General features: G+C 66.3%; 30 protein-coding genes and 4 tRNA genes. 21 read left to right on the forward strand and 13 right to left on the reverse strand.

Annotation, left to right across the window (positions count from 1 at the left end; all coding sequences use genetic code 11):
* Positions 1-368: 368 nt before the first annotated feature.
* The 5 genes from ACXPWS_RS19095 (at position 369) to ACXPWS_RS19115 (ending at position 3943) form a co-directional block, all read left to right on the forward strand.
* The gene (locus ACXPWS_RS19095; protein ID WP_458708164.1) at positions 369-746 is read left to right on the forward strand and encodes a helix-turn-helix domain-containing protein; all 378 of its coding nucleotides are present in this window, start codon (positions 369-371) and stop codon (positions 744-746) included.
* Between the two features lie 43 nt (positions 747-789).
* On the forward strand, positions 790-1119 hold the full coding sequence (locus ACXPWS_RS19100) for a nuclear transport factor 2-like protein (protein ID WP_458708165.1): 330 nt from the start codon (positions 790-792) through the stop codon (positions 1117-1119).
* A gap of 151 nt (positions 1120-1270) precedes the next feature.
* A complete protein-coding gene (locus ACXPWS_RS19105; RefSeq protein WP_458708166.1) occupies positions 1271-1864 on the forward strand; it encodes an LppU/SCO3897 family protein in 594 nt (197 codons plus the stop codon).
* A 117-nt stretch (positions 1865-1981) separates the two neighbouring features.
* Positions 1982-3001, forward strand: coding sequence for a DNA-binding protein WhiA (whiA, locus tag ACXPWS_RS19110; RefSeq protein ID WP_458708167.1), 1020 nt, complete (start codon positions 1982-1984; stop codon positions 2999-3001).
* A gap of 45 nt (positions 3002-3046) precedes the next feature.
* Positions 3047-3943, forward strand: coding sequence for an alpha/beta fold hydrolase (locus tag ACXPWS_RS19115; protein ID WP_458708168.1), 897 nt, complete (start codon positions 3047-3049; stop codon positions 3941-3943).
* Here the strand turns inward: ACXPWS_RS19115 and ACXPWS_RS19120 are convergent.
* A complete protein-coding gene (locus ACXPWS_RS19120; protein ID WP_458708169.1) occupies positions 3940-5073 on the reverse strand; it encodes a glycoside hydrolase 5 family protein in 1134 nt (377 codons plus the stop codon). The genes ACXPWS_RS19115 and ACXPWS_RS19120 overlap by 4 nt on opposite strands.
* Before the next feature lie 142 nt (positions 5074-5215).
* On the opposite strand from ACXPWS_RS19120, the gene ACXPWS_RS19125 reads away from it, so the two are divergent.
* Positions 5216-5971, forward strand: a complete 756-nt coding sequence (locus ACXPWS_RS19125; RefSeq protein ID WP_458708170.1) for a DUF1906 domain-containing protein — start codon at positions 5216-5218, stop codon at positions 5969-5971.
* Here ACXPWS_RS19125 and ACXPWS_RS19130 read toward each other — a convergent pair.
* Positions 5968-6786: an enoyl-CoA hydratase/isomerase family protein gene (locus ACXPWS_RS19130; RefSeq protein WP_458708171.1), complete on the reverse strand. Its 819-nt coding sequence runs from the start codon at positions 6784-6786 to the stop codon at positions 5968-5970. The genes ACXPWS_RS19125 and ACXPWS_RS19130 overlap by 4 nt on opposite strands.
* Before the next feature lie 218 nt (positions 6787-7004).
* On the opposite strand from ACXPWS_RS19130, the gene ACXPWS_RS19135 reads away from it, so the two are divergent.
* Positions 7005-7826 carry a lytic transglycosylase domain-containing protein gene (locus ACXPWS_RS19135; RefSeq protein ID WP_458713600.1) on the forward strand — a complete coding sequence of 274 codons (822 nt, stop codon included), beginning with the start codon at positions 7005-7007 and terminating at the stop codon, positions 7824-7826.
* A 23-nt stretch (positions 7827-7849) separates the two neighbouring features.
* Here the strand turns inward: ACXPWS_RS19135 and ACXPWS_RS19140 are convergent, their stop codons facing one another.
* Positions 7850-8179 carry a DUF732 domain-containing protein gene (locus tag ACXPWS_RS19140; protein ID WP_458708172.1) on the reverse strand — a complete coding sequence of 110 codons (330 nt, stop codon included), beginning with the start codon at positions 8177-8179 and terminating at the stop codon, positions 7850-7852.
* Between the two features lie 165 nt (positions 8180-8344).
* Between ACXPWS_RS19140 and ACXPWS_RS19145 the strand changes: the two genes are divergently transcribed.
* A complete protein-coding gene (locus tag ACXPWS_RS19145; RefSeq protein ID WP_458708173.1) occupies positions 8345-8743 on the forward strand; it encodes a DUF6319 family protein in 399 nt (132 codons plus the stop codon).
* 19 nt (positions 8744-8762) lie between these two features.
* Here ACXPWS_RS19145 and ACXPWS_RS19150 read toward each other — a convergent pair whose 3' ends face one another.
* On the reverse strand, positions 8763-9593 hold the full coding sequence (locus ACXPWS_RS19150; protein WP_458708174.1) for an NADP-dependent oxidoreductase: 831 nt from the start codon (positions 9591-9593) through the stop codon (positions 8763-8765).
* Positions 9594-9758: 165 nt separating this feature from the next.
* Between ACXPWS_RS19150 and ACXPWS_RS19155 the strand changes: the two genes are divergently transcribed.
* Positions 9759-10184 carry a three-helix bundle dimerization domain-containing protein gene (locus tag ACXPWS_RS19155; protein ID WP_458708175.1) on the forward strand — a complete coding sequence of 142 codons (426 nt, stop codon included), beginning with the start codon at positions 9759-9761 and terminating at the stop codon, positions 10182-10184.
* A 15-nt stretch (positions 10185-10199) separates the two neighbouring features.
* Here ACXPWS_RS19155 and ACXPWS_RS19160 read toward each other — a convergent pair whose 3' ends face one another.
* The 3 genes from ACXPWS_RS19160 to ACXPWS_RS19170 are packed head-to-tail and all read right to left on the reverse strand — an operon-like array spanning position 10200 to position 11732.
* Positions 10200-10865: an FMN-binding negative transcriptional regulator gene (locus tag ACXPWS_RS19160; protein WP_458708176.1), complete on the reverse strand. Its 666-nt coding sequence runs from the start codon at positions 10863-10865 to the stop codon at positions 10200-10202.
* Entirely contained in the window at positions 10859-11137 is a 279-nt protein-coding gene (locus ACXPWS_RS19165) for a hypothetical protein (RefSeq protein ID WP_458708177.1), read from the reverse strand. Before ACXPWS_RS19165 ends, ACXPWS_RS19160 begins: the two co-directional genes overlap by 7 nt.
* Entirely contained in the window at positions 11130-11732 is a 603-nt protein-coding gene (locus tag ACXPWS_RS19170) for a helix-turn-helix domain-containing protein (RefSeq protein ID WP_458708178.1), read from the reverse strand. The genes ACXPWS_RS19165 and ACXPWS_RS19170 overlap by 8 nt, the downstream gene beginning before the upstream one ends.
* 253 nt (positions 11733-11985) lie before the next feature.
* Between ACXPWS_RS19170 and ACXPWS_RS19175 the strand changes: the two genes are divergently transcribed.
* Positions 11986-12690 carry a VIT1/CCC1 transporter family protein gene (locus ACXPWS_RS19175; RefSeq protein ID WP_458708179.1) on the forward strand — a complete coding sequence of 235 codons (705 nt, stop codon included), beginning with the start codon at positions 11986-11988 and terminating at the stop codon, positions 12688-12690.
* Here the strand turns inward: ACXPWS_RS19175 and ACXPWS_RS19180 are convergent.
* The 4 genes from ACXPWS_RS19180 to ACXPWS_RS19195 all read right to left on the reverse strand — a co-directional run bounded on the left by ACXPWS_RS19180 (position 12651) and on the right by ACXPWS_RS19195 (position 14593).
* Complete coding sequence (locus tag ACXPWS_RS19180; RefSeq protein WP_458708180.1) at positions 12651-12983, reverse strand: alpha/beta fold hydrolase; 333 nt, start codon at positions 12981-12983, stop codon at positions 12651-12653. The genes ACXPWS_RS19175 and ACXPWS_RS19180 overlap by 40 nt on opposite strands.
* 222 nt (positions 12984-13205) lie before the next feature.
* A complete protein-coding gene (locus ACXPWS_RS19185; protein WP_458708181.1) occupies positions 13206-13679 on the reverse strand; it encodes a DIP1984 family protein in 474 nt (157 codons plus the stop codon).
* A gap of 162 nt (positions 13680-13841) precedes the next feature.
* Positions 13842-14276 (reverse strand): DinB family protein, encoded by a 435-nt coding sequence (locus ACXPWS_RS19190; protein WP_458708182.1) that lies wholly within the window; start codon positions 14274-14276, stop codon positions 13842-13844.
* Positions 14277-14518: 242 nt separating this feature from the next.
* Positions 14519-14593: transfer RNA gene (locus ACXPWS_RS19195), tRNA-Val, on the reverse strand.
* Between the two features lie 116 nt (positions 14594-14709).
* Between ACXPWS_RS19195 and ACXPWS_RS19200 the strand changes: the two genes are divergently transcribed.
* From ACXPWS_RS19200 to ACXPWS_RS19220, 5 genes are all read left to right on the forward strand, one after another.
* Complete coding sequence (locus ACXPWS_RS19200) at positions 14710-15126, forward strand: DUF6636 domain-containing protein (RefSeq protein WP_458708183.1); 417 nt, start codon at positions 14710-14712, stop codon at positions 15124-15126.
* Between the two features lie 95 nt (positions 15127-15221).
* A tRNA-Gly gene (locus ACXPWS_RS19205) sits at positions 15222-15294 on the forward strand.
* Positions 15295-15322: 28 nt separating this feature from the next.
* Positions 15323-15396 (forward strand) — tRNA-Cys (locus ACXPWS_RS19210).
* A gap of 10 nt (positions 15397-15406) precedes the next feature.
* Positions 15407-15481, forward strand: a tRNA-Val gene (locus tag ACXPWS_RS19215).
* A 344-nt stretch (positions 15482-15825) separates the two neighbouring features.
* Positions 15826-16125 (forward strand): hypothetical protein, encoded by a 300-nt coding sequence (locus tag ACXPWS_RS19220; protein ID WP_458708184.1) that lies wholly within the window; start codon positions 15826-15828, stop codon positions 16123-16125.
* Positions 16126-16134: 9 nt separating this feature from the next.
* Here the strand turns inward: ACXPWS_RS19220 and ACXPWS_RS19225 are convergent, their stop codons facing one another.
* Entirely contained in the window at positions 16135-16413 is a 279-nt protein-coding gene (locus ACXPWS_RS19225; protein ID WP_458708185.1) for a hypothetical protein, read from the reverse strand.
* A gap of 98 nt (positions 16414-16511) precedes the next feature.
* Here ACXPWS_RS19225 and ACXPWS_RS19230 point away from each other — a divergent pair, with 98 nt between their 5' ends.
* On the forward strand, positions 16512-17027 hold the full coding sequence (locus tag ACXPWS_RS19230) for a glycine-rich domain-containing protein (protein WP_458713601.1): 516 nt from the start codon (positions 16512-16514) through the stop codon (positions 17025-17027).
* On the opposite strand, the gene ACXPWS_RS19235 is transcribed toward ACXPWS_RS19230, so the two are convergent.
* A complete protein-coding gene (locus tag ACXPWS_RS19235; RefSeq protein ID WP_458708186.1) occupies positions 17003-17188 on the reverse strand; it encodes a hypothetical protein in 186 nt (61 codons plus the stop codon). The two genes, ACXPWS_RS19230 and ACXPWS_RS19235, sit on opposite strands and share 25 nt — an antisense overlap.
* Positions 17189-17237: 49 nt before the next feature.
* On the opposite strand from ACXPWS_RS19235, the gene ACXPWS_RS19240 reads away from it, so the two are divergent.
* Genes ACXPWS_RS19240 through ACXPWS_RS19260 form a run of 5 tightly spaced genes read left to right on the forward strand, consistent with a single transcriptional unit; the run spans position 17238 to position 20042 of the window.
* Positions 17238-17714: an SRPBCC family protein gene (locus ACXPWS_RS19240; protein ID WP_458708187.1), complete on the forward strand. Its 477-nt coding sequence runs from the start codon at positions 17238-17240 to the stop codon at positions 17712-17714.
* A 49-nt stretch (positions 17715-17763) separates the two neighbouring features.
* Positions 17764-18492, forward strand: a complete 729-nt coding sequence (locus ACXPWS_RS19245) for a Clp protease N-terminal domain-containing protein (RefSeq protein ID WP_458708188.1) — start codon at positions 17764-17766, stop codon at positions 18490-18492.
* A gap of 8 nt (positions 18493-18500) precedes the next feature.
* A complete protein-coding gene (locus ACXPWS_RS19250; protein ID WP_458708189.1) occupies positions 18501-18926 on the forward strand; it encodes a PPOX class F420-dependent oxidoreductase in 426 nt (141 codons plus the stop codon).
* Positions 18927-18978: 52 nt separating this feature from the next.
* Positions 18979-19512, forward strand: a complete 534-nt coding sequence (locus ACXPWS_RS19255; RefSeq protein ID WP_458708190.1) for a hypothetical protein — start codon at positions 18979-18981, stop codon at positions 19510-19512.
* 5 nt (positions 19513-19517) lie between these two features.
* Positions 19518-20042: an N-acetyltransferase family protein gene (locus tag ACXPWS_RS19260; RefSeq protein WP_458708191.1), complete on the forward strand. Its 525-nt coding sequence runs from the start codon at positions 19518-19520 to the stop codon at positions 20040-20042.
* Positions 20043-20045 lie beyond the last annotated feature (3 nt).

A 20045-nucleotide genomic window follows, 5' to 3' on the forward strand; every position in this document is an offset into this window, starting at 1 on the left:
CCCCGTATGCGCACCACGTCTCATGCCCGCATCACGCGGCGGACTCGGTGCTGTCTCAGATGTAGTCGGCAAACCGACCCGCAACCGAACGCCACCAATTGGTGATCTGGCGCACAGTGGAAGCGACGTCCGCCGGCAGCTGTGACACAGGTCACCGTCGGTGTGCGTTCGGATCCCCGGTGGTTTCTCGACTACACCATGGCAGCTCGCCAGTTCCGGCAATGACGGATTGGCCCAAGACCTACCGAGTATGGAGATTTAGCGTGCCAAGTGTTCCTCCGGCTGCCGCGTGCGCAGATGGTCGCCACGCCGTGGATCAAGATTCATGCCGGGCATGGCGGCGCGGCCGCATCGCTCGTGTGTCGCCGGTGAATGCGGTCACCTTCGCCAACCAATTGAATCGGCTATTCGCTACGGTCTATCCACCTGACCGCGGGCCCTATACCGGGCGGGAAGTCTCCTACGCCCTGCACAAGCGCGGCGCCGATGTTTCCCAGCCGTACCTTTCCCAACTGCGTTCCGGGCAGCGTAATCAGCCCTCGCATCGGGTCGTGGTGGAGCTGGCCGACTTCTTCGGTGTGCGCCCGGCGTACTTCACCGGCGAGGATCCCGACTACACCCGCACCCTCGACGCAGAGTTGCGGTGGCTTGAACTGGCGCGCAATCCGACTGTTCGACATCTGACGACCGCGCTGCTGGAGTTGGCGCCTCACGTTCGTGCAGCCGCCCTGGAGGCGGTGTCGTGAATTCACCCACACTCCCCACCATCCCTGACACCGAGAGACGGCAATGCCTTTAGAGCTGACCCCGCAGGTACGCAACCTCATCGACGCCACAAACCGAGGCGACACTGAGGCGTTCCTGGCCACTTTCACCCCGTACCAGGGTGTCGTCGACGACTGGGGTCGCAAGTTCTACGGACCCAACGATATCCGACGATGGAGTGACGCCGAGTTCATCGGCGATGGCGTCACCGTGAGGGTCGTGCACTTCTATCTGACCGATGAGGCAGAAGAGGTCGTGATCGCCCACGTCAGCAGGAAAGGATTCAACGGACCCAGCACGTTCACCTTCCGGGTCACCGACGGCAACGTCGCCGAGATGCGTCTCACCGCTTGATGATTCGCACGCGGCGATGCGTCGGGGGTCGGTGTGATCAGAGACACCGTTCGGTTTCGCCTCTTCCACGCGACTACACCTCATATACCGAGGGGTTGCAACGGCCGGTGGCCGTCGCATGAAACCCTCTCCGAGGCAGAGGAGCTCACCGATGACAAACCAGACAGACGCAGGTAGGCCGGGGCGTCGGGTCCGCTGGTGGCACACCAGGACCGCACCCCTGGCATTTGTCCTCATCGGCATACTCGTCATCGCCGGCGCGGCGCTGAGTGTCTACCAGAAGCGCCAACATCAGCAGGACAGCCAGATCAGCACACCAAACGTGGCGGCCTTCGTGGTCGGTGATTGTCTCGTCATCACCTCCAACGTCGAGGCTGGCGTGCACCGCACCGACTGCACTGCCGATCCCAGCTACACAGTCGGCGCAGTCTATGCGGGAGATCAGTCCTGCGCGAACGGCAACTATGCCGATTACACCTGGACAGTGAAAGGCAAACCCGCCGGCCGGCTTTGCCTGGTGCAGAACCTCACCGCCGACCATTGCTACCGCACCTCGCTGGAAGCCCTTGTCATCGAACAGCTCGATTGCGCAGGCACCACCTCCGATGCCAGGGCGTTCGAAGTCACTGCGCGCACCGATGATCTCAATGCGGCGCCATGCACCCAAGCAGCGAACACCTACACCTACCCCGTCCCGCCTCGGACCTACTGCGTGGTCACCGCTGAGGCCGATGCCGCGCACTAACCACTCGCGAGGACCTCGGTGCTGTTCAACGCTGTTGGTGCACAGGCCCTATCGGACGTTGCGCGACGGTGCCGACAGGCGGCGTGAACAGCATTCCGGAAAGGATATGTATCGGTGATGTCAATCGAGGTGAAAGAAGAGTTGGGCCGGGTGACTTGCGAATCGGCCAGTGCCCGCAAGGCCGAGGTGGCGGCACTGCTCAGATGTGGTGGCGGTCTGCGGATCCTCAATGGCCGGCTGGTAGTCGAGGCGCAGGTGGATCTGGCATCGACCGTCGGGCGACTACGAACCGATCTGGGCCAGTTGTTCGCCGCGTCCGCCGAGGCCTACACCTACCGGACCGCCGGGCGGCCCGTGTTCGTTGTTCGGGTATCCAAAGACGCCGAGGTAGTGGGCCGCCAAGCAGGGCTGCTCGACAGGGCGGGACGTCCTATACGCGGGTTGGCGCCACAGGTGGTCGCGGGCAACGCGCCCGACCTGGAAGCCGCCTGGCGCGGCGCCTTCTTGGCAACGGGTTCCCTACGCGCACCCGGACGGCCGACGACGATGAGCGTGCAGTGCCCCGGACCAGAGTCGGGAGCCGCGCTGGTCGGGGCGGCGCGCCGGCTCGGTGCGAACGCCAGGTTTCGCCAATTGCGCGGGCGCGACCTCGTGGTGGTGACTGACCCACATTCGATCGGTGTGCTGCTCACACGCATGGGCGCCGAGCGGGCTTGGGGCGCATGGGAACAGCGGCACCTCAGCCGGTCGGATCCAGCGTCGGCAGATCCTGGCCTCAACCTCGGACAGCACAATGTACGGCGGGCCGAGAACGCCGCGGCCATCACCACAGTCCGGATCGCACGCGCACTGGAAATCTTGACAGACGATCCACTGGCCCCGCAGTTCGCCGAGGCAGCGCGGGTACGTCTGGCCTATCCCAACGCCTCACTCGAAGAGCTCGGACGCCTCGCTCATCCTGTGATGACCAAAGACACGGTCGCCGGACGGATTCGGCGGCTGATAGCACGGGCCGATCGTGAAGCCGCCCGTCGTGGCGTCCCCGACACCCGATCCAGCATCGGCGCAGGTGCGCGAGGCACGGCACAGTCCAGCGACCTGCACGCTGGACGGGCCCGATGGCCGTCTTCGGCCTGAACGATCACCGCCTACCCCGGCTATGCCATCTTGTATGGTCAGCAGATGGCCGACCCCCGCGTCCTGGAATTGGACCTGCCCCGGCTGCGCATGACGGCCCTGGAATGGGGACCTCAGGATGGCAGGCTGGCACTGTGCGTACACGGGTTCCCTGACAGTGCACACAGCTGGCGGTATCTCGCTCCCCTGTTGGTAGCCAAGGGTTTTCGGGTAATCGCCCCGTTCACCCGAGGCTATGCGCCGACCGGACCGGCGCCCGACGGGGACTACACCCTGGGCGCGCTGATGTCCGATGTCGTCGACCTGCACGGCGCACTCGGCGCCCCCACCGATGCCGTGGTGATCGGTCACGACTGGGGCGGCTGGACCGTCAACGCGCTGGCCGCCTCCCCAAACTCGCCGTTCGCCGAACACATCTCGATGGCACTGCCACCGATCCGCGCGATCGCCGAGTCGAAGTTCGGCCCGGTGCGCACGGCCCGGATGGCGCTGATCCAGCTCCGGATGAGCTGGTACATCATGTTCTTCCAACTGCCCGCCCTCCCCGAACGCGTGTTGCACCGCGTGATCCCGCGGCTGTGGAAGGACTGGTCGCCACCGCGCACGGACGTGCGGGCGAACGTGCACAACACGCTGGCTGCGCTGCCGACCCCCGCACACCGGCGGGCGGCCCTGGCGTACTACCGCGCCACCGCCCGATTCACTGCCGCGTCGGCGCCATATGCGCATCTGCACCGGTACCGGCTGGACCTGCCCCGCATCCCGGTGCTGGTGCTGCACGGTGACCGCGACGGGGCCATGCAGGTCGGCTACGTGGCGCAGGCGATGAACTTCCTACCGCCCGGCAGCAAGGTCCAGATCATCGAAGGCGCAGGACATTTCCTGCAGGTGGACCGGCCCGAAGCCGTGTGTGGCGCAATCCTGGGCCACCTGCGCGGCTAGGTCTGCCCAGCCCGGCCGGCCAGCGACTGGATGGCCTGGATCTCGCTGTCCCGGTAGGCCCGGCCGTCGGGGTAGAGCAGGTCGTGGAACCACGATTTGGGTTCCGTGGCGGACGGGTGGTCCCAGGAATCCCACGGGAAGTAGGTCTGTGTCTTACCTGCCACCAATCCCCAGTTGTACATGGCGATGTTGCGGCGCTTGGCAATCGGCAGAATGGTCTCGATGGTGCTGCCCTCGGGCCGGGCCAGGTATTCGGTGCACAGCAACGGCCGGCCCAGCGGGACCAACTCATTTGCGCGATCCTCGAAATCCGCGGGCTTGCCGTAGGAGTGGAAGCTGATCACATCGGAGTTGTCCAACTGGATGCGGGCCATATCGCTGACCTTCCCCGGCGCCCAACTCCCCTGCCAGACACCACTTGTCAGGGGCTGCACCGGATTGACCGCGCGTGCCCAACCGAACACCTGCGGAAGCAGCGCCGTCACCAACGCGACTTTGTCCGGCCGCTCGGTCTTGCTGTACACCTTGGCGGGATTGTCCGGCTCGTTCCACAGATCCCAGCCCAGCACCCGATTGTCATTGCGGAACAGACCGATCACCCCGGTCACGTAGTCGTACAACACTTTCCGGTACCGCTGGTCACTGAGCAGCGCGGCACCCGGGCTCTGCACCCATCCGGAATTGTGCACACCGGGAACCGGGGCATGCTGCGGGCCCAGCTTCGGGTTCGGGTCCCAGCAGGAGTCGAAGAACACGAACAGCGGTTTGATGCCGTGACTGGCGGCGATGCCGACGAATTGCGCCAGCTTGCGGGCGAACCCCTGGCGGTCCTGGACCCACAGCTGATCGTGCAGGAACACCCGCACGGTGTTGAAGCCGATCTGCTGGGCCACCCGCAGTTCGCCATCGATACGGCGCGGATCGTAGGTGCCCGACTGCCACATCTCGATCTGGTTGATGGCGTTTGCCGGGATGTAGTTGGCGCCTACCAGCCAGCCTTGAGCGTTGTACCAGGCATTGGCTCTATCCGCGGTCCACCGTGCGGAATCCGCCGAGGCAAAGGGTAATTGAGTCAGCGCCGCTCCGGCAGCCAGGAGAAGAGGCAGTTTGAGGGCGGTACGACGATCCACTTGGCGACCATAGTTTGCCAACACTCTCTAATCAGTCTCGCTTATCGAATAGCAACCAACGGGCGTGAGAATCGTTATAACCGGACGCCCGCGCTCAGTGTTTCCCACCGTCCCACCCCCGAAACGTACGTAAGATCACGGTGTGCGGTACCCGGCCCGCCGTGACGTCCTCCGGTATTTACTCGCCGCGCCGGCCCTTGCCGTTACACCCGCCGCACCCGCCAGGGCCGATACCGCCACCCTGATCGACTTCGCCGAGCACCTTGTCCCGGCGGACCAGATCGCCGCCGCGGGCTACGCCGGCGCGGTCGTGTACGTGTCCGAGTCCCGGCCCGGCGCGAACTTCGACTTCAAACCGGTCACCCGTTCCTATGCCGATTCTCTGCGCGCCGCTGGGCTGCACGTCGTCAGCAATTTCCAGTATGGGAAGCCGGGCTGGCCCGACCCGTCGGACTACACCCGCGGCTTCGACGGCGGGGTTGCGGACGCTGCCAGCGCGCTCCGCCTGCACGCGGCCGCAGGCGGCCCCGATGCGGCGCCGATCTTCTTCAGCATCGACGAGGACATCGATCGGGACACCTGGAAAAGCACCGCGCTGCAATGGTTTCGTGGCATCAACTCGGTGCTGGGGGCGAGCCGCACCGGCATCTACGGCCACGCCCGCGCCTGCACCTGGGCGGTGGACGACGACGTGATCGGGCAGTCCGGCACGGCCGGCCACCGGTGGGCCTGGCAGACCAGGGCCTGGTCACGGGGCGAGCGAGCCCCGGCAGCGGTGCTGTACCAGTCGGTCATCGTGGCCGGCGCCGATCCCGGCGCCGCGCTGAACGGGATCCATGTCGACGAGGACCAGGTGCTGGCGCCCGACTTCGGCCAGTGGGGGCGGGCCGGGAGTTAGAGCTCGCCCACGTGGTGCCCGAGCCGGGTCTCCACATCGCCGGGGCGATGGAACCCGCGGTCGAAGAGCCTCTTGATGCGCTCCTGCGCCGCCGGGCGCCCCAGCGCGCCGAGGAAGGCGTCCCATTCGGGGGCGATCTCGGCGTCGGTGGGCAGGCTGTTCACGTCGACCAGGCGCTTGGTTTCGGTCAGTGCCTGCTTGTCGAAGGATGCGATCCGGTGGGCGAGCCGGTCGACGAACGCGTCCAACTCCGCATCGGGCAGCGACCGATTCACGTAGCCGTAGCGCTCGGCAAGGTCGGCGTCGACGTCGTCGGCACCGAGCAGGACTTCCAGCGCCCGGCCGCGCCCGATCAGGCGCGGCAGCCGGGCCATCGGGCCGCCGCCGGGCACCAGGCCCGCACCGACTTCCCACTGGGACAGAACCGCTTTCTCCCGGCTGGCGAAACGCATGTCGGAGGCCAGGGCCAGCTCGCTGCCCACTCCCGTGGCCCGGCCGCGGATGGACGCCATGGACACCACCGGCGCCCGGCTGATGCGCGCGAACAGGTCGGGTAGCAGCTGCAGGCCGGTCTTGCCAGGCGGCAGGTCGGTGGTGTCCTCGGGCTTGGCCAGGAAGTCGTAGTGCGTGATGAAGAAGCCCTCGACTGCGCTGTCGAAGACCACCACCTGCACGTCGTCGTCGGTCTCCAGCGCGTTGACGATGTCTGCCAGCGGCCGAAGATGCTGCGGCCCAAAGATGTTCAACGGCGGCATGTCGAAGGTCACCCGCCAGAATTGCGCGGTGTGCCTGGTCAAGATGATGCGGTCGGCCACTGCCCACTCTTTCCTGCGTATTGGATGCGAGCCTCGAGCTTGCAGCTATGGATACGCGCACTCGAACTTGCGCGCAATATCCACAATCTCGCGGCACGCCGACCGTTTAGGCTTCGGAAGTGCCCAGAGTCGTCATCGCCGCGCTCGTCGCGCTGGTCGTGGCCGGTTGCTCGACGCCCACTCCGCAGTCCGCTCCGGCGCCCGCGCAGTCGGCCGACATGGTGCCACCGAGCGCGGCCATGCTCGATGAGTCCACCGCCGAACCGGGCGCCCAGCCGCGCCTGGCGGCCGACCCCGCCCAGCTTGCCGACGACCTGGTCACCGATGAACGTGCGCTGCGCGATCCCGCCACGGTGGAACCGGCGTCGATGCAGGCCGCGCGCCGGCAGCAGGTGGCTTACCGGGCCATCGGGCGTCATCCTGAGTGGGACGGCATCATTCGCCCGCGTATCCCCGCCGAATTGCTCGAGGGGTATGACCGCAACGTCGATGCCCGCCGGCAGCTTGCCGCGATGGCCCACCCGAAGAGCACCTTGCCGGCCTGGCATATCAACGCGGCGCCACCTGCCGACGAGCTCATGGCTGCCTACCGCGCATCCGAGGCGGCCTCTGGGGTGGGCTGGAATTACCTGGCCGCAATCAACTTGATCGAGACACATTTCGGCAGCGTTGCCGGCGACAGCACCGCGGGCGCCCAGGGACCGATGCAGTTCCTGCCGTCCACGTTCGCGGCCTACGGTGACGGCGGCGACATCCGCTCACCACGCGACAGCATCATGGCCGCCGGACACTATCTGGCCGCCAATGGCTTTGCAGCAGATCATGATTCGGCGCTGTTTCGGTACAACCACGCCGACGAGTATGTGCGTGCGGTGAACGCGTATGCGGCCGTGATGGCCGCCGATCCCGCTGCGTTCGGCGCGTACTACCGCTGGGCGGTCTACTACTTCACCATCGCCGGCGACGTGATGCTGCCCGTCGGTTATTCCGCCGATTCGCCGCTGCCGCTGCAGGAGTACCTGGCCGCGCATCCCCAGTGAGGCGCCGATCCCGCCATTGCTCCTCAGCCCGGCGCCTGCGTGCACAACGTGCCGCGGGCGGCACGCACCAACGCGGCGGCTTGCTCCGGGGTCGCCCCGTTCGGGCCGGCCACGGTATCGATCGCGGCCTGCACCCCTTGGCGGGTGTACAACGCGCGGCACGCCTGATTGCCGGCGAGCAGAATCTGGTCGTCGTCACCGGGGAACCCGGCGTTGCGCGCTTGGTTGATGAAGTTCTGCTGCTCCCCCGTGATCGGGATCGGCCACGCCGACGCGGTGCCCGCCGCGAAGCCCAGTACGGCGCCGGCGCCGAGCACGGCCGCCACGGCCCGAACGAATTTCTTGTCACCCATGGAAGCTCTCCCCCAGATCGATGTACCCCTGCGACGAGTATGACCCAGGAGACACGGCAATGTGCCAAGTTGCCGCGGCGCTTCGCCATCACAGCTCGAACATGTGTTCTAATGACGGTCACCGCCAGCCCGCACTGCGGGTGAAGATGACTAGGAGCTCATGCCGTGACGATGACTGTAGACACTCCGGCCGCAGAGACGACGCTGCCCGCCTCACCGGACACCGTCGCGCCGACGCCGGACACCGTCCCCGATGACAAGCCCGCCAAGGCTCCCGCGAAAAGGGCAGGCAAGAAAACCAAGACGCTGGAACTGACCCTCACCGTGACAGGGACCGCCGACGGCGAATGGCATGCCGAACTCAAGCAGGGCGCCACCTATCTGGCGCGCAACCTCGCCGTCGCCGCGGCAGCCGTCTCGCGGGCGGCCAAGGAACTGCACGAAGATCTCTCCTCCCCGATCGACCAGGTCATCGAGGAGGCGCGGTCCCAGCAGGCCGCCAGGGTCGCCGCTCTGGAAGCCGAACTGCAGGCCGCTCGTCAGGTGCTGGCCGACTTGGACTGATCGCGACCCGCCCGCCTGATCAGGCATTCACCTCGATGACGACCTTGCCGCGCGCGTGCCCGATTTCGACCGCTGCCACCGCTTCTGCCGCTTCATCCAGCGGGCGCACGTCTTCGACATGCGGGTCGAGCTTGCCGTCGGCGACCAGCTGGCCGACGATCTCAAGCGCCCGGGAGGTGCGATCGCGTTCGATCAGATGCCCACCCAGTTGCGGCGTGTTCTCGAAATCACCTGCGCTGATGAGTTTTTCGCGGTCGGCGAGCAGGTTGACGACCGCGCGCAAGCCGTCGCCGCCGGCCAGGTCGAATATTGCGTCGACGCCGTCGGGCATCAGCTCACGGATCCGGTCGGCGACGCCTTCGCCGTAGGGCACCAGCGTGGCGCCCAGGGACTCCACCAACTCCCGCTTTGCCTCGCTCGCGGTGCCGATGACGTTCACATTCAGGCCGCGGGCGAGTTGCGCTGCCGCGACGCCCACGCCGCCGCCTATTCCATTGATCAGCAGCGTCTGCCCTTCCTTGAGGTCGAGCTGCGTGACGCCGTCGTAGGCAGTTGCCGCGGCCACTCCGAGCGTCGCGGCGTCGGCGAAGCTGACCTGCGGCGGTTTCTTCGCGGTGGCGTTCGCCGGTAGAACCGTGAACTCGGCGTAGCCGCCGGAGCCGGGCGCCACCGTGCCGAAGACTTCGTCATTGACCTGGAAACCGTCGACGTCCTTGCCCACCTCCCGGACGACGCCGGAGACCTCGGAACCCATCACTGCCGGCAGATCGCTGGGCTTCGCCGGGCCCAGCATTCCGGAGCGGAGCTTCCAGTCGACCGGATTCACGCCGGCGGCACGCACCTCGACCACCAGTTCATCGGCCAGTGGCGTCGGCATGTCCACGTCGAGAAATTCCTGGACCTCGGGTCCTCCGTTACGGCTGTATCCGAATGCTTTGACCATTTCGACCGCGTACCCGCGAATCCCACGGCGCTAAACAGCTTCCTCTCATCGTGGGTACGTACAGTCGCGCACATGCCCGCAGAACCGACCGATCCGGCCGAGTTGACCTTTCGCGAGCTGCTCACGGCGGCCATCGCGTACGGTCGCCGGCCCGATCAGAGCACCGCACTGGGGCCCACCACGTGGGTTGCGCTGGATGTCGTCGCCCGTGAGCATCCCGAAGCGACTCCCGATCAGGTCGTGACGGCCCACGACGCCTTCCTGCACGAACACCGGCAGGCTTGCGAATCTGAGCACGCCGACCCGCTGACGCAACAAGCCACGGAGTTCGCCGAGATCGACAACCTGGTGGCCCACTTCCGGATCACTCGCCCCGAACTCGATCCGGCAACCGTGGGCGCCGTCATCCGGCGCATCCACCGGGATTTCGCGGATGTCGGCGAACGCGAGTTCGTGACGATGTTCGTCGAACAAGAGGCGCTCAGGCGCCTGGCCTGACGATTGCGGCCACCGTCATGACTTGCGGCGGAAGGTGTTCCAGTCATCGATCGCGGCCAGCCGGCGACGCTGCTGGGTGGCGGCGCCCGGGTCGAGCCCGCGATCGCGCTGTTCGAGGTTGCCGGTCACCCGCTTGCGATGTTCGACGGGGTTGTGGTCGTCGTATTTGAATTTGGCGTCCACCCGCACGATGTGCAATCGGACCCCGCGGATGCCACCGAGCATCCGCCCGTAGGGGGCTTCGCCTGCCGCGACCGTCGAGAACCCGCCCTCGGGTTGGAAGTCCGCCAGCTGGGCGTTGAGCAGTTCGGACTTGCCGTCCGGGTCGTCGACGATGGTCGGCGTGCAGACGAATTGCACGCTGGCGTAATAACTTGTCGGCACGCCGTCCTCGTCGGCGCCGCCGGCCTTGGCCCGCCAATAGGTCGGGATGTAGGCATAGTCGCCGATCACCGCGAACCGGACCTCGGCGGCCGCTTCCAGGTGCGGCCACACCGGGTTCGGCCGGGCCAGGTGGAGGAGCAGTTGTTCACCGGCGACCGTGAAGTGGGTGGGCACGAGGACGGGAGCCTGCCCCGCATCGATGTTGTTGACCGCCAGTATGCCGAAGTGATCGGTCCCGGCCAGCCAGTCCTGCCATTCGGCGGCATCCAGTGCGGCGTCCCAGGGGTGAATCAACATGTCGACTTTCCTTGCTGTGCTGACGAATTGAGCGAGAGTACACGTCGTTCGACGCGAATGTCGGAGCCCAGGCGATGCAGCTGCTTGGTCAGCTCATCGGCGGCGTCGGTGAGCTGGCCGTCGGTCATCGGCGCCAGGGCGTCCAGGATGAACAGCGCGGTGGTGATGTCTGGGTTCAACTGCGTGCGCCGTGCCTGCCGCCAGTTCCATCTCCTGCAGGTGACGCCGCGGTCATCATCCAATGACTGCCGAAGCGATTCGTCGTCAACCATGACGCCCCTCCGGGGCGCCGGCACCCACACCGGGCTCGAAGACCGCCAGGGAGAACCGGGCAGGTTTTCTTCCGCGATTGGCGTAAGAGTGGTCCACATCGCCGGGGAAGGCGAACGCGTCTCCGGCCTCGAGGACGGTCGTTTGGTCCTCGACCGCCACCGTGACGGTCCCCTGCAGGACGTGCATTAACTCCCGCGTACCGGTGCTGTGGGCCTCGCTGACGTGGTGGTCCCCTGGACCCAAGGTCCAGTCCCACAATTCCATGACATCGGGTGGAGTCGTCCCGGCCATCAGGATGCCGCGCCCACCGGCCGGCCCGGTCCACAATTCGGCGCCCTCACCGCTTCGGGTGATCTTCACCGCCTTCGGTTCGGGCGGCTCCACCAACGCCGGCAAGCCCACCCCGAGCGCGTCGCTGAGCCGAAGAAGCGTTCCGACACTGGGATTCACCGCACCTTGCTCGACGCTGACCACCATGCGCCGACTCACGGCGGCGGCCTCGGCGAGGCGATCCAGCGTCCAGCGCCGGGCCTGTCGTTCCTGTTTGACGCGGGCACCGATCGCGCACGCGAGTTTGGCGGCGGCCTCATCCATGAAGTGCAATATAACGCGCTAACCGGGCGGTTTACTAGCCTGGCGTGGAATTGCCACCCTATGCCGAAAAAAAATGCGGCAGCGCACCGTCCGACCTCGCGGGCCCCTTGAACAGCGAATCCCCGACAAACCCGGTCGTTCGAAATCCAGGCCCTGATAACGCGAGTTGACTTGCACCGCAGGCCGAATGCTCGTGGTTTGGTGAGGCTACATTTGCTGGCGGTGAGACGTCCGGTTGCTTAATCTACCCTTTGTGTCTCATCCAGCAGAGCCGCACGTCGGCTCCGTGTCCTCGAAACTGAATTGGCTGCGCGCAGGTGTGCTCGGCGCCAATGACGGAATCGTCTCAACCGCAGGCATCGTCGTGGGAGTGGCGGCGGCCACGGTGGCTCGCGGGCCGATCCTGACTGCTGGAATCGCTGGACTGGCCGCCGGCGCGGTGTCGATGGCGCTTGGTGAGTATGTGTCCGTGAGCACCCAACGCGACACCGAACGCGCCTTACTGAGCAAGGAACGTCGTGAGCTCAGCGAGGATCCTGCCGCCGAGCTCGAAGAGTTGACACAGATCTACGCGGCGAAAGGGCTGTCTGAGCAGACAGCACGCACGGTCGCCGCCGAACTCACCGGGCATGACGCGTTTTCGGCGCACGTGGATGCAGAGCTCGGATTCGATCCTGATGAGCTCACCAATCCCTGGCAGGCAGCGTTCTCCTCGGCGGGCGCCTTCACCGTCGGTGCCCTGCTGCCACTGCTCGCAATTCTGTTACCGCCGCCGAGCCTGCGAATTCCGGTGACCGTCGCGGCCGTCCTTGTGGCACTTGCCCTCACCGGTTACGTATCGGCACGCCTTGGCGGGGCCGCGCCTCGTCGTGCGATCGTCCGCAACATCGTAGGCGGTGCCCTCGCACTTGCCGTCACCTACATGATCGGATTGCTGGTCGGCACCGCCATAGCGTGAACAATGACGTAGCTGCGGCAGGAAAGACTGCCCGCGAGTAGATGCTCGGTGGTGTTGACGGTCATGTCGGTGCTGTGGTCCGCGGCACTGGGCACACTGTCCCCGCAGCCGCGTTGGTCGAAAGACACGATGTGAAACACATTGTGGTCGAAAGTCTTATGCGCGGAGCGAGACCGCCCGCCGCCTGGGCCACCGTGCACGATGAGCACCGTCCGCCCGTCCGGGTTACCCCGCGCCTCCCAGTACATCCGGTTGCCGTCACCGACATCGAGCAGGCCACTCGTCCCGTTCATTCGTCTCCTGAGAGGTGTAGGCCCCGTTCCCGCCCTCGTCGTCATGGATCTGCACGTAGTGATGCGTTGTGTGCCGTGCCCCATAAATGGTGCACGATGCGGGGCTGCGATGTGAATGAGGGAGTCGAACCCTCAGCGCTGCCCTACGCGCACCACAAGTGACCGGCCTTGACCCGCCGATCGGGGCTTGTGCACGCCTCCGTGACGACTACCTGCTACACCTCACCGCTCGCGGAGATCGACCTCCCAGTTCTTCTGCTGGATGCGCACATCGAGCTCACGCAGTTCCCGCGCCACCTGATCCGCCCGTGCCCGCAGCTCGGCGACCGGCAACGCGGCGAGCATCTTCAGCTCCGAACGCAGCTGGCGGGTGTAACCCTGCTTGCCGCTGCCCGCGGCGGCGTCGGCCGCGGTGGTCAGCAGGTGCCGGCGCCAGCGCAACGCATCGCGGCGGCCCAGCGCGTCGGTCAGGGTGCCATCGGACCCCATGTCGGTGACCGCGTTGGTGCGGTTGATCGCCTGGATCAGGGATTCCCATTCATCCACCGCCGCTTCGGCTTCGATGAGCAGCGCGGCCGCATCCTCGGACGGCTCCTCGCCTTCCTGGAAGCGGGCGTTGTCGGCGATGCGAGTACGCAGCGCCTCCAGGTGCCGCAGCGCAGTGCCGCGCAGCGACAACGCCTCAGCAAGTTTCATGATGTCTGTCCTCCCCTCCATGAATGCGCTTGGGCGACCCTGGTGAACACCTTTGGGCCGCAACAACGCTCAACCATGATGGGGGCGCGGGCGCTGCGGAGCAAGGGATTTTGGGGCTCACGGTGTGAATCGATCTACCCCGCCGCCGGACGCAATCCCCACCTATCGACGACTCGCCCGGATCTGCTCGGCCAGGATGTCGGCGTGACCGGCATGGCGCGCGACTTCGGCGATCATGCCCAGATAGATGAACCGCAGGCTCACCGCGCCGACGATGTGATGTTCGGCGGTGTCGTCGAGGTCATGGCCTGCAGCCAACTCGTCCGAGCGCCGACAGGCACCGCGGTATTCGGCAATCGCCGCGGCCAGTGTTTCGTTGTCGGCCACGCCAAAGCTGACGTCTCCGCCTTCGGCTGGGCCATCGCATGCGTCGACACTTCTGCCGGCGAGCGTGCGCTGGAACCAGATGCGTTCGGCCACCGCGCAATGCTTGAGCAGAGCGATGGGCGTGGTGAGCGACGGGACGCGCTTGTCGCGCGCTTCGGCGTCGGAAAGCCCTTCGACCGCGCGCACCAGTTCGCTGCGATTCAGGTTCAAAGTGTCTTCCAGGAGTTCGCGTTCACCGCCGGTGAACGGACGCCCCGGATTCAGTACAGCTGTCACATCACACTCCTCGGTCCGGTTCGAAAGGGTCGTCGACGCACACCGCGCGGGCACAAAGCTGCCGGAGGGTCGCCGAACAATTGAACGAGATTGCGAGCTCTCGACGGAGCCGCTCGATAGGTTTGCCGAACTCTGCGGCGAAATTCCCAAAAAACCCCATATGAACTGGGGTTTTGTGGTGGTCCCGACTGGGATCGAACCAGTGACCTTCCGCGTGTGAGGCGGACGCTCTCCCCCTGAGCTACGAGACCGGGGAACGACGTGGAACATTAGCACGGGTGCAGCCGCGCCCCCGAATCGCCGCCGCGGTCGTGCCTTCACAGCCGTTGCCCAGCCCACCGCCCGTCGCGGCGGTAGCGTCTGGCCGGTGAACCGATGGACCGCCGCCGTCCTCATATCGTCGTTTCTGGTGGGGCCTGCCCCCGTGGCCGGCGCCGAGCCGGGCGACCTGGTGACGTTCATCTCACCCAGCGGCAACGTCGGCTGCATCCTGGGCAGCGACTACGCCCGCTGCGACATCGTCGACCGGGACTGGAATCCGCCACCCCGGCCCACCGACTGCGAGTTCGACTACGGCCAAGGCATCGGCATCGCACCCGGCGAACCTGCGGCGTTCGTCTGCGCCGGGGACACCACGCTCGGCGGCACGCACGTGCTGACCTATGGCACGTCACTGACTCGGGGGCGGCTCAGTTGCGACAGCTCCGAAGGTGGGATCGCGTGCCGCGACGCGCGCACCGGCCATGGGTTCTCGATCGCACGCGAGGTTTACCAGCTGTTTTGATCTTGATTGCCGTTCGGTTCCAAGTGATTTGTAGTTCGTCGCATGGTTGGACTAATGTTCCATCCCGCACCGGGTGACGATCTCACCCGAGGCACGCGGATGTAGCGCAGTTGGTAGCGCATCACCTTGCCAAGGTGAGGGTCGCGGGTTCGAATCCCGTCATCCGCTCGAAGGTGCGAATGGCATCAACCCCAGCGGTGGAGTGGCCGAGTGGTGAGGCAACGGCCTGCAAAGCCGTGCACACGGGTTCGATTCCCGTCTCCACCTCCAAGATGGACCCGCGCGATTAGCTCAGCGGGAGAGCGCTTCCCTGACACGGAAGAGGTCACTGGTTCAATCCCAGTATCGCGCACCACAATCTTTGCAGCTCACATGCATTACCAATGCCAATTCCCCGACCGGTTGACGGCACTCAAACGCGCCGCGAACCAAGAGGTTCGACCGGTCCCTCGGTCCAAGTTCCGTGCCCGCCGATTCAGGCGGCGCGAGGAACCAGGTGAATGATCGGAATCTGCCGTCCGATGGCCTTCGTCGCGACGGCGTATTCGGCATAGTCCGGGTACAACCCGCGCCCCGAGGCCGGCTCAGTCACCGGGGCGGCGACGAATTCCTCATCACCGAGCCGATCATCGCGGCAACGTACCCGACCTCGGCGAAAACCGGTTGAATCCGGTTCCCCATCCACGAGAAAGTTGACCCATGACAGATCTCCTCGAAGTGAGCGGCCCCGTGTCGCTGGCTGCGCTGGTGTCTGCCCTTGCCCCCGGCCAACCGCGGCCCCTGGGCCGGATCGCGAGCTTCTGGCTCGACGACGCGGCGGTGTTCGCGGTGGCGCAGTTCGACGCGGCCGACGACTGGCCGCTGCTGATCAGCGTCCGGGCCACCAGCCTCGGCCGCGCCGGCGATGTGCGCCGCCAGTCCAGGCGGATTGCGCACCGCCTTCGCATGGTCGGCTGGACGGTGCGTGACGCATACGCCGACGACCGCGCGATCGCCTGATTCCCGCGCCTACACCGAGGGAAACCTCGAACTGAGCGCTTCGGCCAGCCGGGTGAGCGTCGCGAGTTCGGCCTCTTTGATTTTGATAGCCCGCTGCAGCCGGCTCACGCCGAACGCGACACCGTCGAGTTCTCGCCTGGCCAGCGAGGCACGCTGATGTGCCAGATCCTCGGCAACCGTCGCACGCAGCTCATCGAGCAGGTCCACGTAATACTCGGCCTGGCGCACGTCGCCGCGGTGGGCGGCGGTGGTCTGCACGGCGCGTGCCGCGGCGGAGTGGATCTGCATCTGTGCACCTTGGCAGCACGATATTGCCTTAAAAGAGCCGTCGATTCACCACGGTGTCACGTTGTGTTCACCGCGTCCCATACCCGGTTGTGAGCACTATCGTGAACAAGGTGCGAATCCGGCGTCGACACGACCTCGAGCGGACCAGTGCCGCAGCGGCGACACTGGAGCTGCCCGACGCGGTGTTCAAGACCTGCCCGTGGCAGCCCCGCGAGCTGATCGAAACCGGTTTGCGGCAATGGCTTCGGTGCTGCGGCGCCGCGCTGCGTGACGATCAGGTGATCGGGATGCCGTCACACGCGGTGGACGAAGCCTGGCATGGCCTGATTCTGTGCACCGCCCGCTACGCGGCGTTCTGCGACCGGGCGTACGGCCGCTTCTTGCACCACCATCCGGACGGGGACACGCCGGCTGGCACCGACTCGATGTCAGAGCAGTTGCGCCGCACCGTGATTGCGTGGTCACTCGTTGCCGCACCCGGTGAACGGTGCGTGCTGTGGGACCTCGACCAGCACGTCGGGGTGGAGCACCCATGGGGTATTGACCCCGCCCGGGCCGGCGAACTGGAGCAGACCCTGGCCGGCGACCGCTATTTACGCAGGCGCCACGCGTAAACCGCGATGCCGATCCCGACCAACGCGGTGATCGGCCCGATGACCGACCACGTGGTGGTGTTGCTCATCGGGCTGCCCTGTAACGCACCGAAGCCCTGCAGCGCCCACACCGTTCCGAAGAACGCCAACACCACGCCGATACCGATCACGAAGTAACGCACGGCTCCACAGTAGGCCCGAACGACAGAACCGGGGTGCCAGACTGCAGCCATGGAAGAACGCATCGAAGTGAGCCGAACCATCGCCGAGCCCGCGTCCGCCATCTTCGCGGTGCTCACCGATCCGCACGGCCACGTGGCGATCGACTCATCCGGGATGCTGCAGGATGCCGAGGGTGAACGGGTGACCGCAGCGGGCGACACCTTCACGGTGCACATGGATCGCGAATCCCTCAACGATTTCCCGCTGGGCCGCTACGACGTCACCGTCCGGATCACCGAGTTCGAGCCGGACCGGCTGATCGCCTGGACGATTCTGGGCCAGCTCAAACCGCAGATCGGGCACGTCTACGGCTACCGCATGAAACCCGGCCCGGAGGGCACGGTGGTGACCTCTTTCTACGACTGGTCGCAGATCGACCCGAAATGGCGTGAAGCCGGAATCTTCCCGGTGCTCTCCGAGGGAGCCCTGCGCGCCACGCTGGGGATTCTGGAACGCGCCGTCCGGCGCGGCTATCCGCGCGGCTGACCGTCAACCGGTGGTTGACGACGCCGGAAAGTCAACCTACGGTTGACGCATGAGCGATAGCACCTCCCCCACGTCTTCGGTCAGCCTCGACACCCTCATCCGCGCCATCAAGTCCGTCCACGACGACGCACTCGATCAACTCACCGACGCCATGCTGGCGGCCGAGCATCTCGGCGAAGTGGCCGATCACCTCATCGGCCACTTCGTCGACCAGGCCCGCCGTTCGGGCGCCTCCTGGACCGACATCGGCGCCCGGATGGGCGTCACCAAACAGGCCGCGCAGAAGCGGTTCGTCACCAAGGGCAACACCATCGACCCCAACGAGGGTTTCGCCCGCTTCACCCCGCGCGCCCGCACGGCCGTCGTCGCCGCCCAGGATGCCGCCCGCGACGCCGGCAACACCGAGATCACCCCCCAGCACCTCATCCTCGGCTTGTTGATCGACGAGCAATCACTGGGCATCGCGGTGATCAAGGCGCAGGGCATCGACACCGCCCAGATCCGGGATGCCGTGCAGTTGCCGGCCGACACCGGCGAGAAGCTCCATCTGGTCCCGTTCAGCGGACCGGCCAAGAAGGTGCTGGAACTGACCTTCCGGGAGGCACTTCGGCTGGGCCACAACTACATCGGCACCGAGCACCTGCTGTTGGCATTGCTGGAATCCGAGGACGGCAGCGGGCCGCTGCACAGCGTCGGTATCGACAAGGTCCGCGCCGAAGCCGACGTGGTGAAACTGCTGTCCGCGCTGCCGGGAATGAAACAGGGCGCCACGGAGTAGAAAGTGCCATGACACTCCACGACGCGGCACGCGAACTCATCGGAGCGGGCGCCGACGCCACGCTCGTCACCATCAACCCCGACGGCAGCCCGCAGGTCTCCGTGGTGTGGGTGGCCCTGCAATCGACCGCCGACGGCGACGAGCTGGTCGCCGCGCATCTTTCCGACGGCTACAAGAAGGTGCGCAACGTCCGCCGAAACCCCGATGTCGCGGTGACCATCCTCGCGCCGCCCAAACCGGGCCAACAGCGCGAGTACCTGTCGGTGAACGGCACCGCCCGCATCGTCGACGGCGGGGCGCCCGAGCTGCTCAAGCAGCTTGCCACCGCACTGCTCGGTTCCGACGAACACTTCCCGCCGCCGAACGCGCCCGACGGCTTCCTGACCCGTATCCGCATCGACTCGGTCGGCGGCCACGGCCCCTGGGTGGACTAAAGCTCCGACGAGCGCCGGGCCATGTGCCAAGATGCCAGACATGCTTCGGGTGATGTCGGCAGTGATTGCCGGATTGACAGCGGTAATGGCGTTCGGCCTGGCGCCGCAAGCCTGGGCAACGCCGAAGATCACCGACGCCATCACCCCGATCGGCAATCTGGGTGACACCCTGCACGTGCAGTACGACGATTTCGCCGCCGACGTCACCGTGCACGACGTGGTGCCCACCGACGTGCCGCCGGGCTGGAGCTGGAACGGGTCGCCGCGCTGGCGGGCCACCGGTGGCCCGTGGAAGGCACCGGTGACCATTCACGTCATCTCGGCGCCCAACCCGTACAAGCTGGCCATCGCCACCACCTTCAGCGGGGTCACTCCGTACGCCGACGCCTACACCGCCAAGCACACCGACGCCCCCGACTCCCTGGAGACCGCACTTGTGAACGCCGCCCCCGGGTCGACGGTCAACGGTGCGGTGTACTGGGACGTCTACCGCGGACTGGTCACCAACGTGGTGATGCTCAACCCGCAGACCGGCACCCACCTGGCCCAGTGGAACATCTGGCAGCCGGGCACCCCACTACCGTAAGGCGCATGCGCGTCGAACCGGCCACCCCGCACGATCTGCCCGAACTGGCCGAGGTCGCGGCCACCACCTTTCCGCTGGCCTGCCCGCCCGCCGTATCCGCCGACAACGTCGCGGCGTTCATCGCCGACAACCTGTCGGCGGCACGGTTCTCGACGTATCTCGACGACCCCGACCGGGTGATCCTGCTCGCCCGCGACGACACCCGAATCCTGGGCTACGCCATGCTGATTCGTGGCGTGCCCGACGACCCGCAGGTGGCCGGCGCGGTGACGCTACGGCCCGCGGTGGAACTGTCCAAGATGTACGCGCTGCCCGACGTGCACGGGGCCGGCGTGTCGGTGGCTCTGATGACCGAGGTGCTGGCGCGCTGCGCGACGCTCGGCGCGGCCTGCCTGTGGCTCGGCGTCAACCAGGGAAACCAACGCGCCCAACGCTTTTACACCAAATCCGGGTTCACGGTCAGCGGCACCAAGACATTCCGGCTGGGCGGGCACATCGAGAACGACTACGTGATGGTGCGCCCGCTGTAACGA

This window comes from Mycobacterium sp. BMJ-28 (genome assembly GCF_054404835.1).

Coding starts and splice junctions, on each gene's coding strand:
- ACXPWS_RS19100 (WP_458708165.1), top strand. CDS start 790: ATGCCTTTAGAGCTGACCCCGCAGGTACGCAACCTCATCGACGCCACA.
- ACXPWS_RS19105 (WP_458708166.1), top strand. CDS start 1,271: ATGACAAACCAGACAGACGCAGGTAGGCCGGGGCGTCGGGTCCGCTGG.
- whiA (WP_458708167.1), top strand. CDS start 1,982: ATGTCAATCGAGGTGAAAGAAGAGTTGGGCCGGGTGACTTGCGAATCG.
- ACXPWS_RS19115 (WP_458708168.1), top strand. CDS start 3,047: ATGGCCGACCCCCGCGTCCTGGAATTGGACCTGCCCCGGCTGCGCATG.
- ACXPWS_RS19135 (WP_458713600.1), top strand. CDS start 7,005: ATGGTGCCACCGAGCGCGGCCATGCTCGATGAGTCCACCGCCGAACCG.
- ACXPWS_RS19140 (WP_458708172.1), bottom strand. CDS start 8,179: ATGGGTGACAAGAAATTCGTTCGGGCCGTGGCGGCCGTGCTCGGCGCC.
- ACXPWS_RS19155 (WP_458708175.1), top strand. CDS start 9,759: ATGCCCGCAGAACCGACCGATCCGGCCGAGTTGACCTTTCGCGAGCTG.
- ACXPWS_RS19160 (WP_458708176.1), bottom strand. CDS start 10,865: ATGTTGATTCACCCCTGGGACGCCGCACTGGATGCCGCCGAATGGCAG.
- ACXPWS_RS19165 (WP_458708177.1), bottom strand. CDS start 11,137: ATGGTTGACGACGAATCGCTTCGGCAGTCATTGGATGATGACCGCGGC.
- ACXPWS_RS19170 (WP_458708178.1), bottom strand. CDS start 11,732: ATGGATGAGGCCGCCGCCAAACTCGCGTGCGCGATCGGTGCCCGCGTC.
- ACXPWS_RS19180 (WP_458708180.1), bottom strand. CDS start 12,983: ATGAACGGGACGAGTGGCCTGCTCGATGTCGGTGACGGCAACCGGATG.
- ACXPWS_RS19185 (WP_458708181.1), bottom strand. CDS start 13,679: ATGAAACTTGCTGAGGCGTTGTCGCTGCGCGGCACTGCGCTGCGGCAC.
- ACXPWS_RS19220 (WP_458708184.1), top strand. CDS start 15,826: ATGACAGATCTCCTCGAAGTGAGCGGCCCCGTGTCGCTGGCTGCGCTG.
- ACXPWS_RS19225 (WP_458708185.1), bottom strand. CDS start 16,413: ATGCAGATCCACTCCGCCGCGGCACGCGCCGTGCAGACCACCGCCGCC.
- ACXPWS_RS19240 (WP_458708187.1), top strand. CDS start 17,238: ATGGAAGAACGCATCGAAGTGAGCCGAACCATCGCCGAGCCCGCGTCC.
- ACXPWS_RS19245 (WP_458708188.1), top strand. CDS start 17,764: ATGAGCGATAGCACCTCCCCCACGTCTTCGGTCAGCCTCGACACCCTC.
- ACXPWS_RS19250 (WP_458708189.1), top strand. CDS start 18,501: ATGACACTCCACGACGCGGCACGCGAACTCATCGGAGCGGGCGCCGAC.
- ACXPWS_RS19255 (WP_458708190.1), top strand. CDS start 18,979: ATGTCGGCAGTGATTGCCGGATTGACAGCGGTAATGGCGTTCGGCCTG.
- ACXPWS_RS19260 (WP_458708191.1), top strand. CDS start 19,518: ATGCGCGTCGAACCGGCCACCCCGCACGATCTGCCCGAACTGGCCGAG.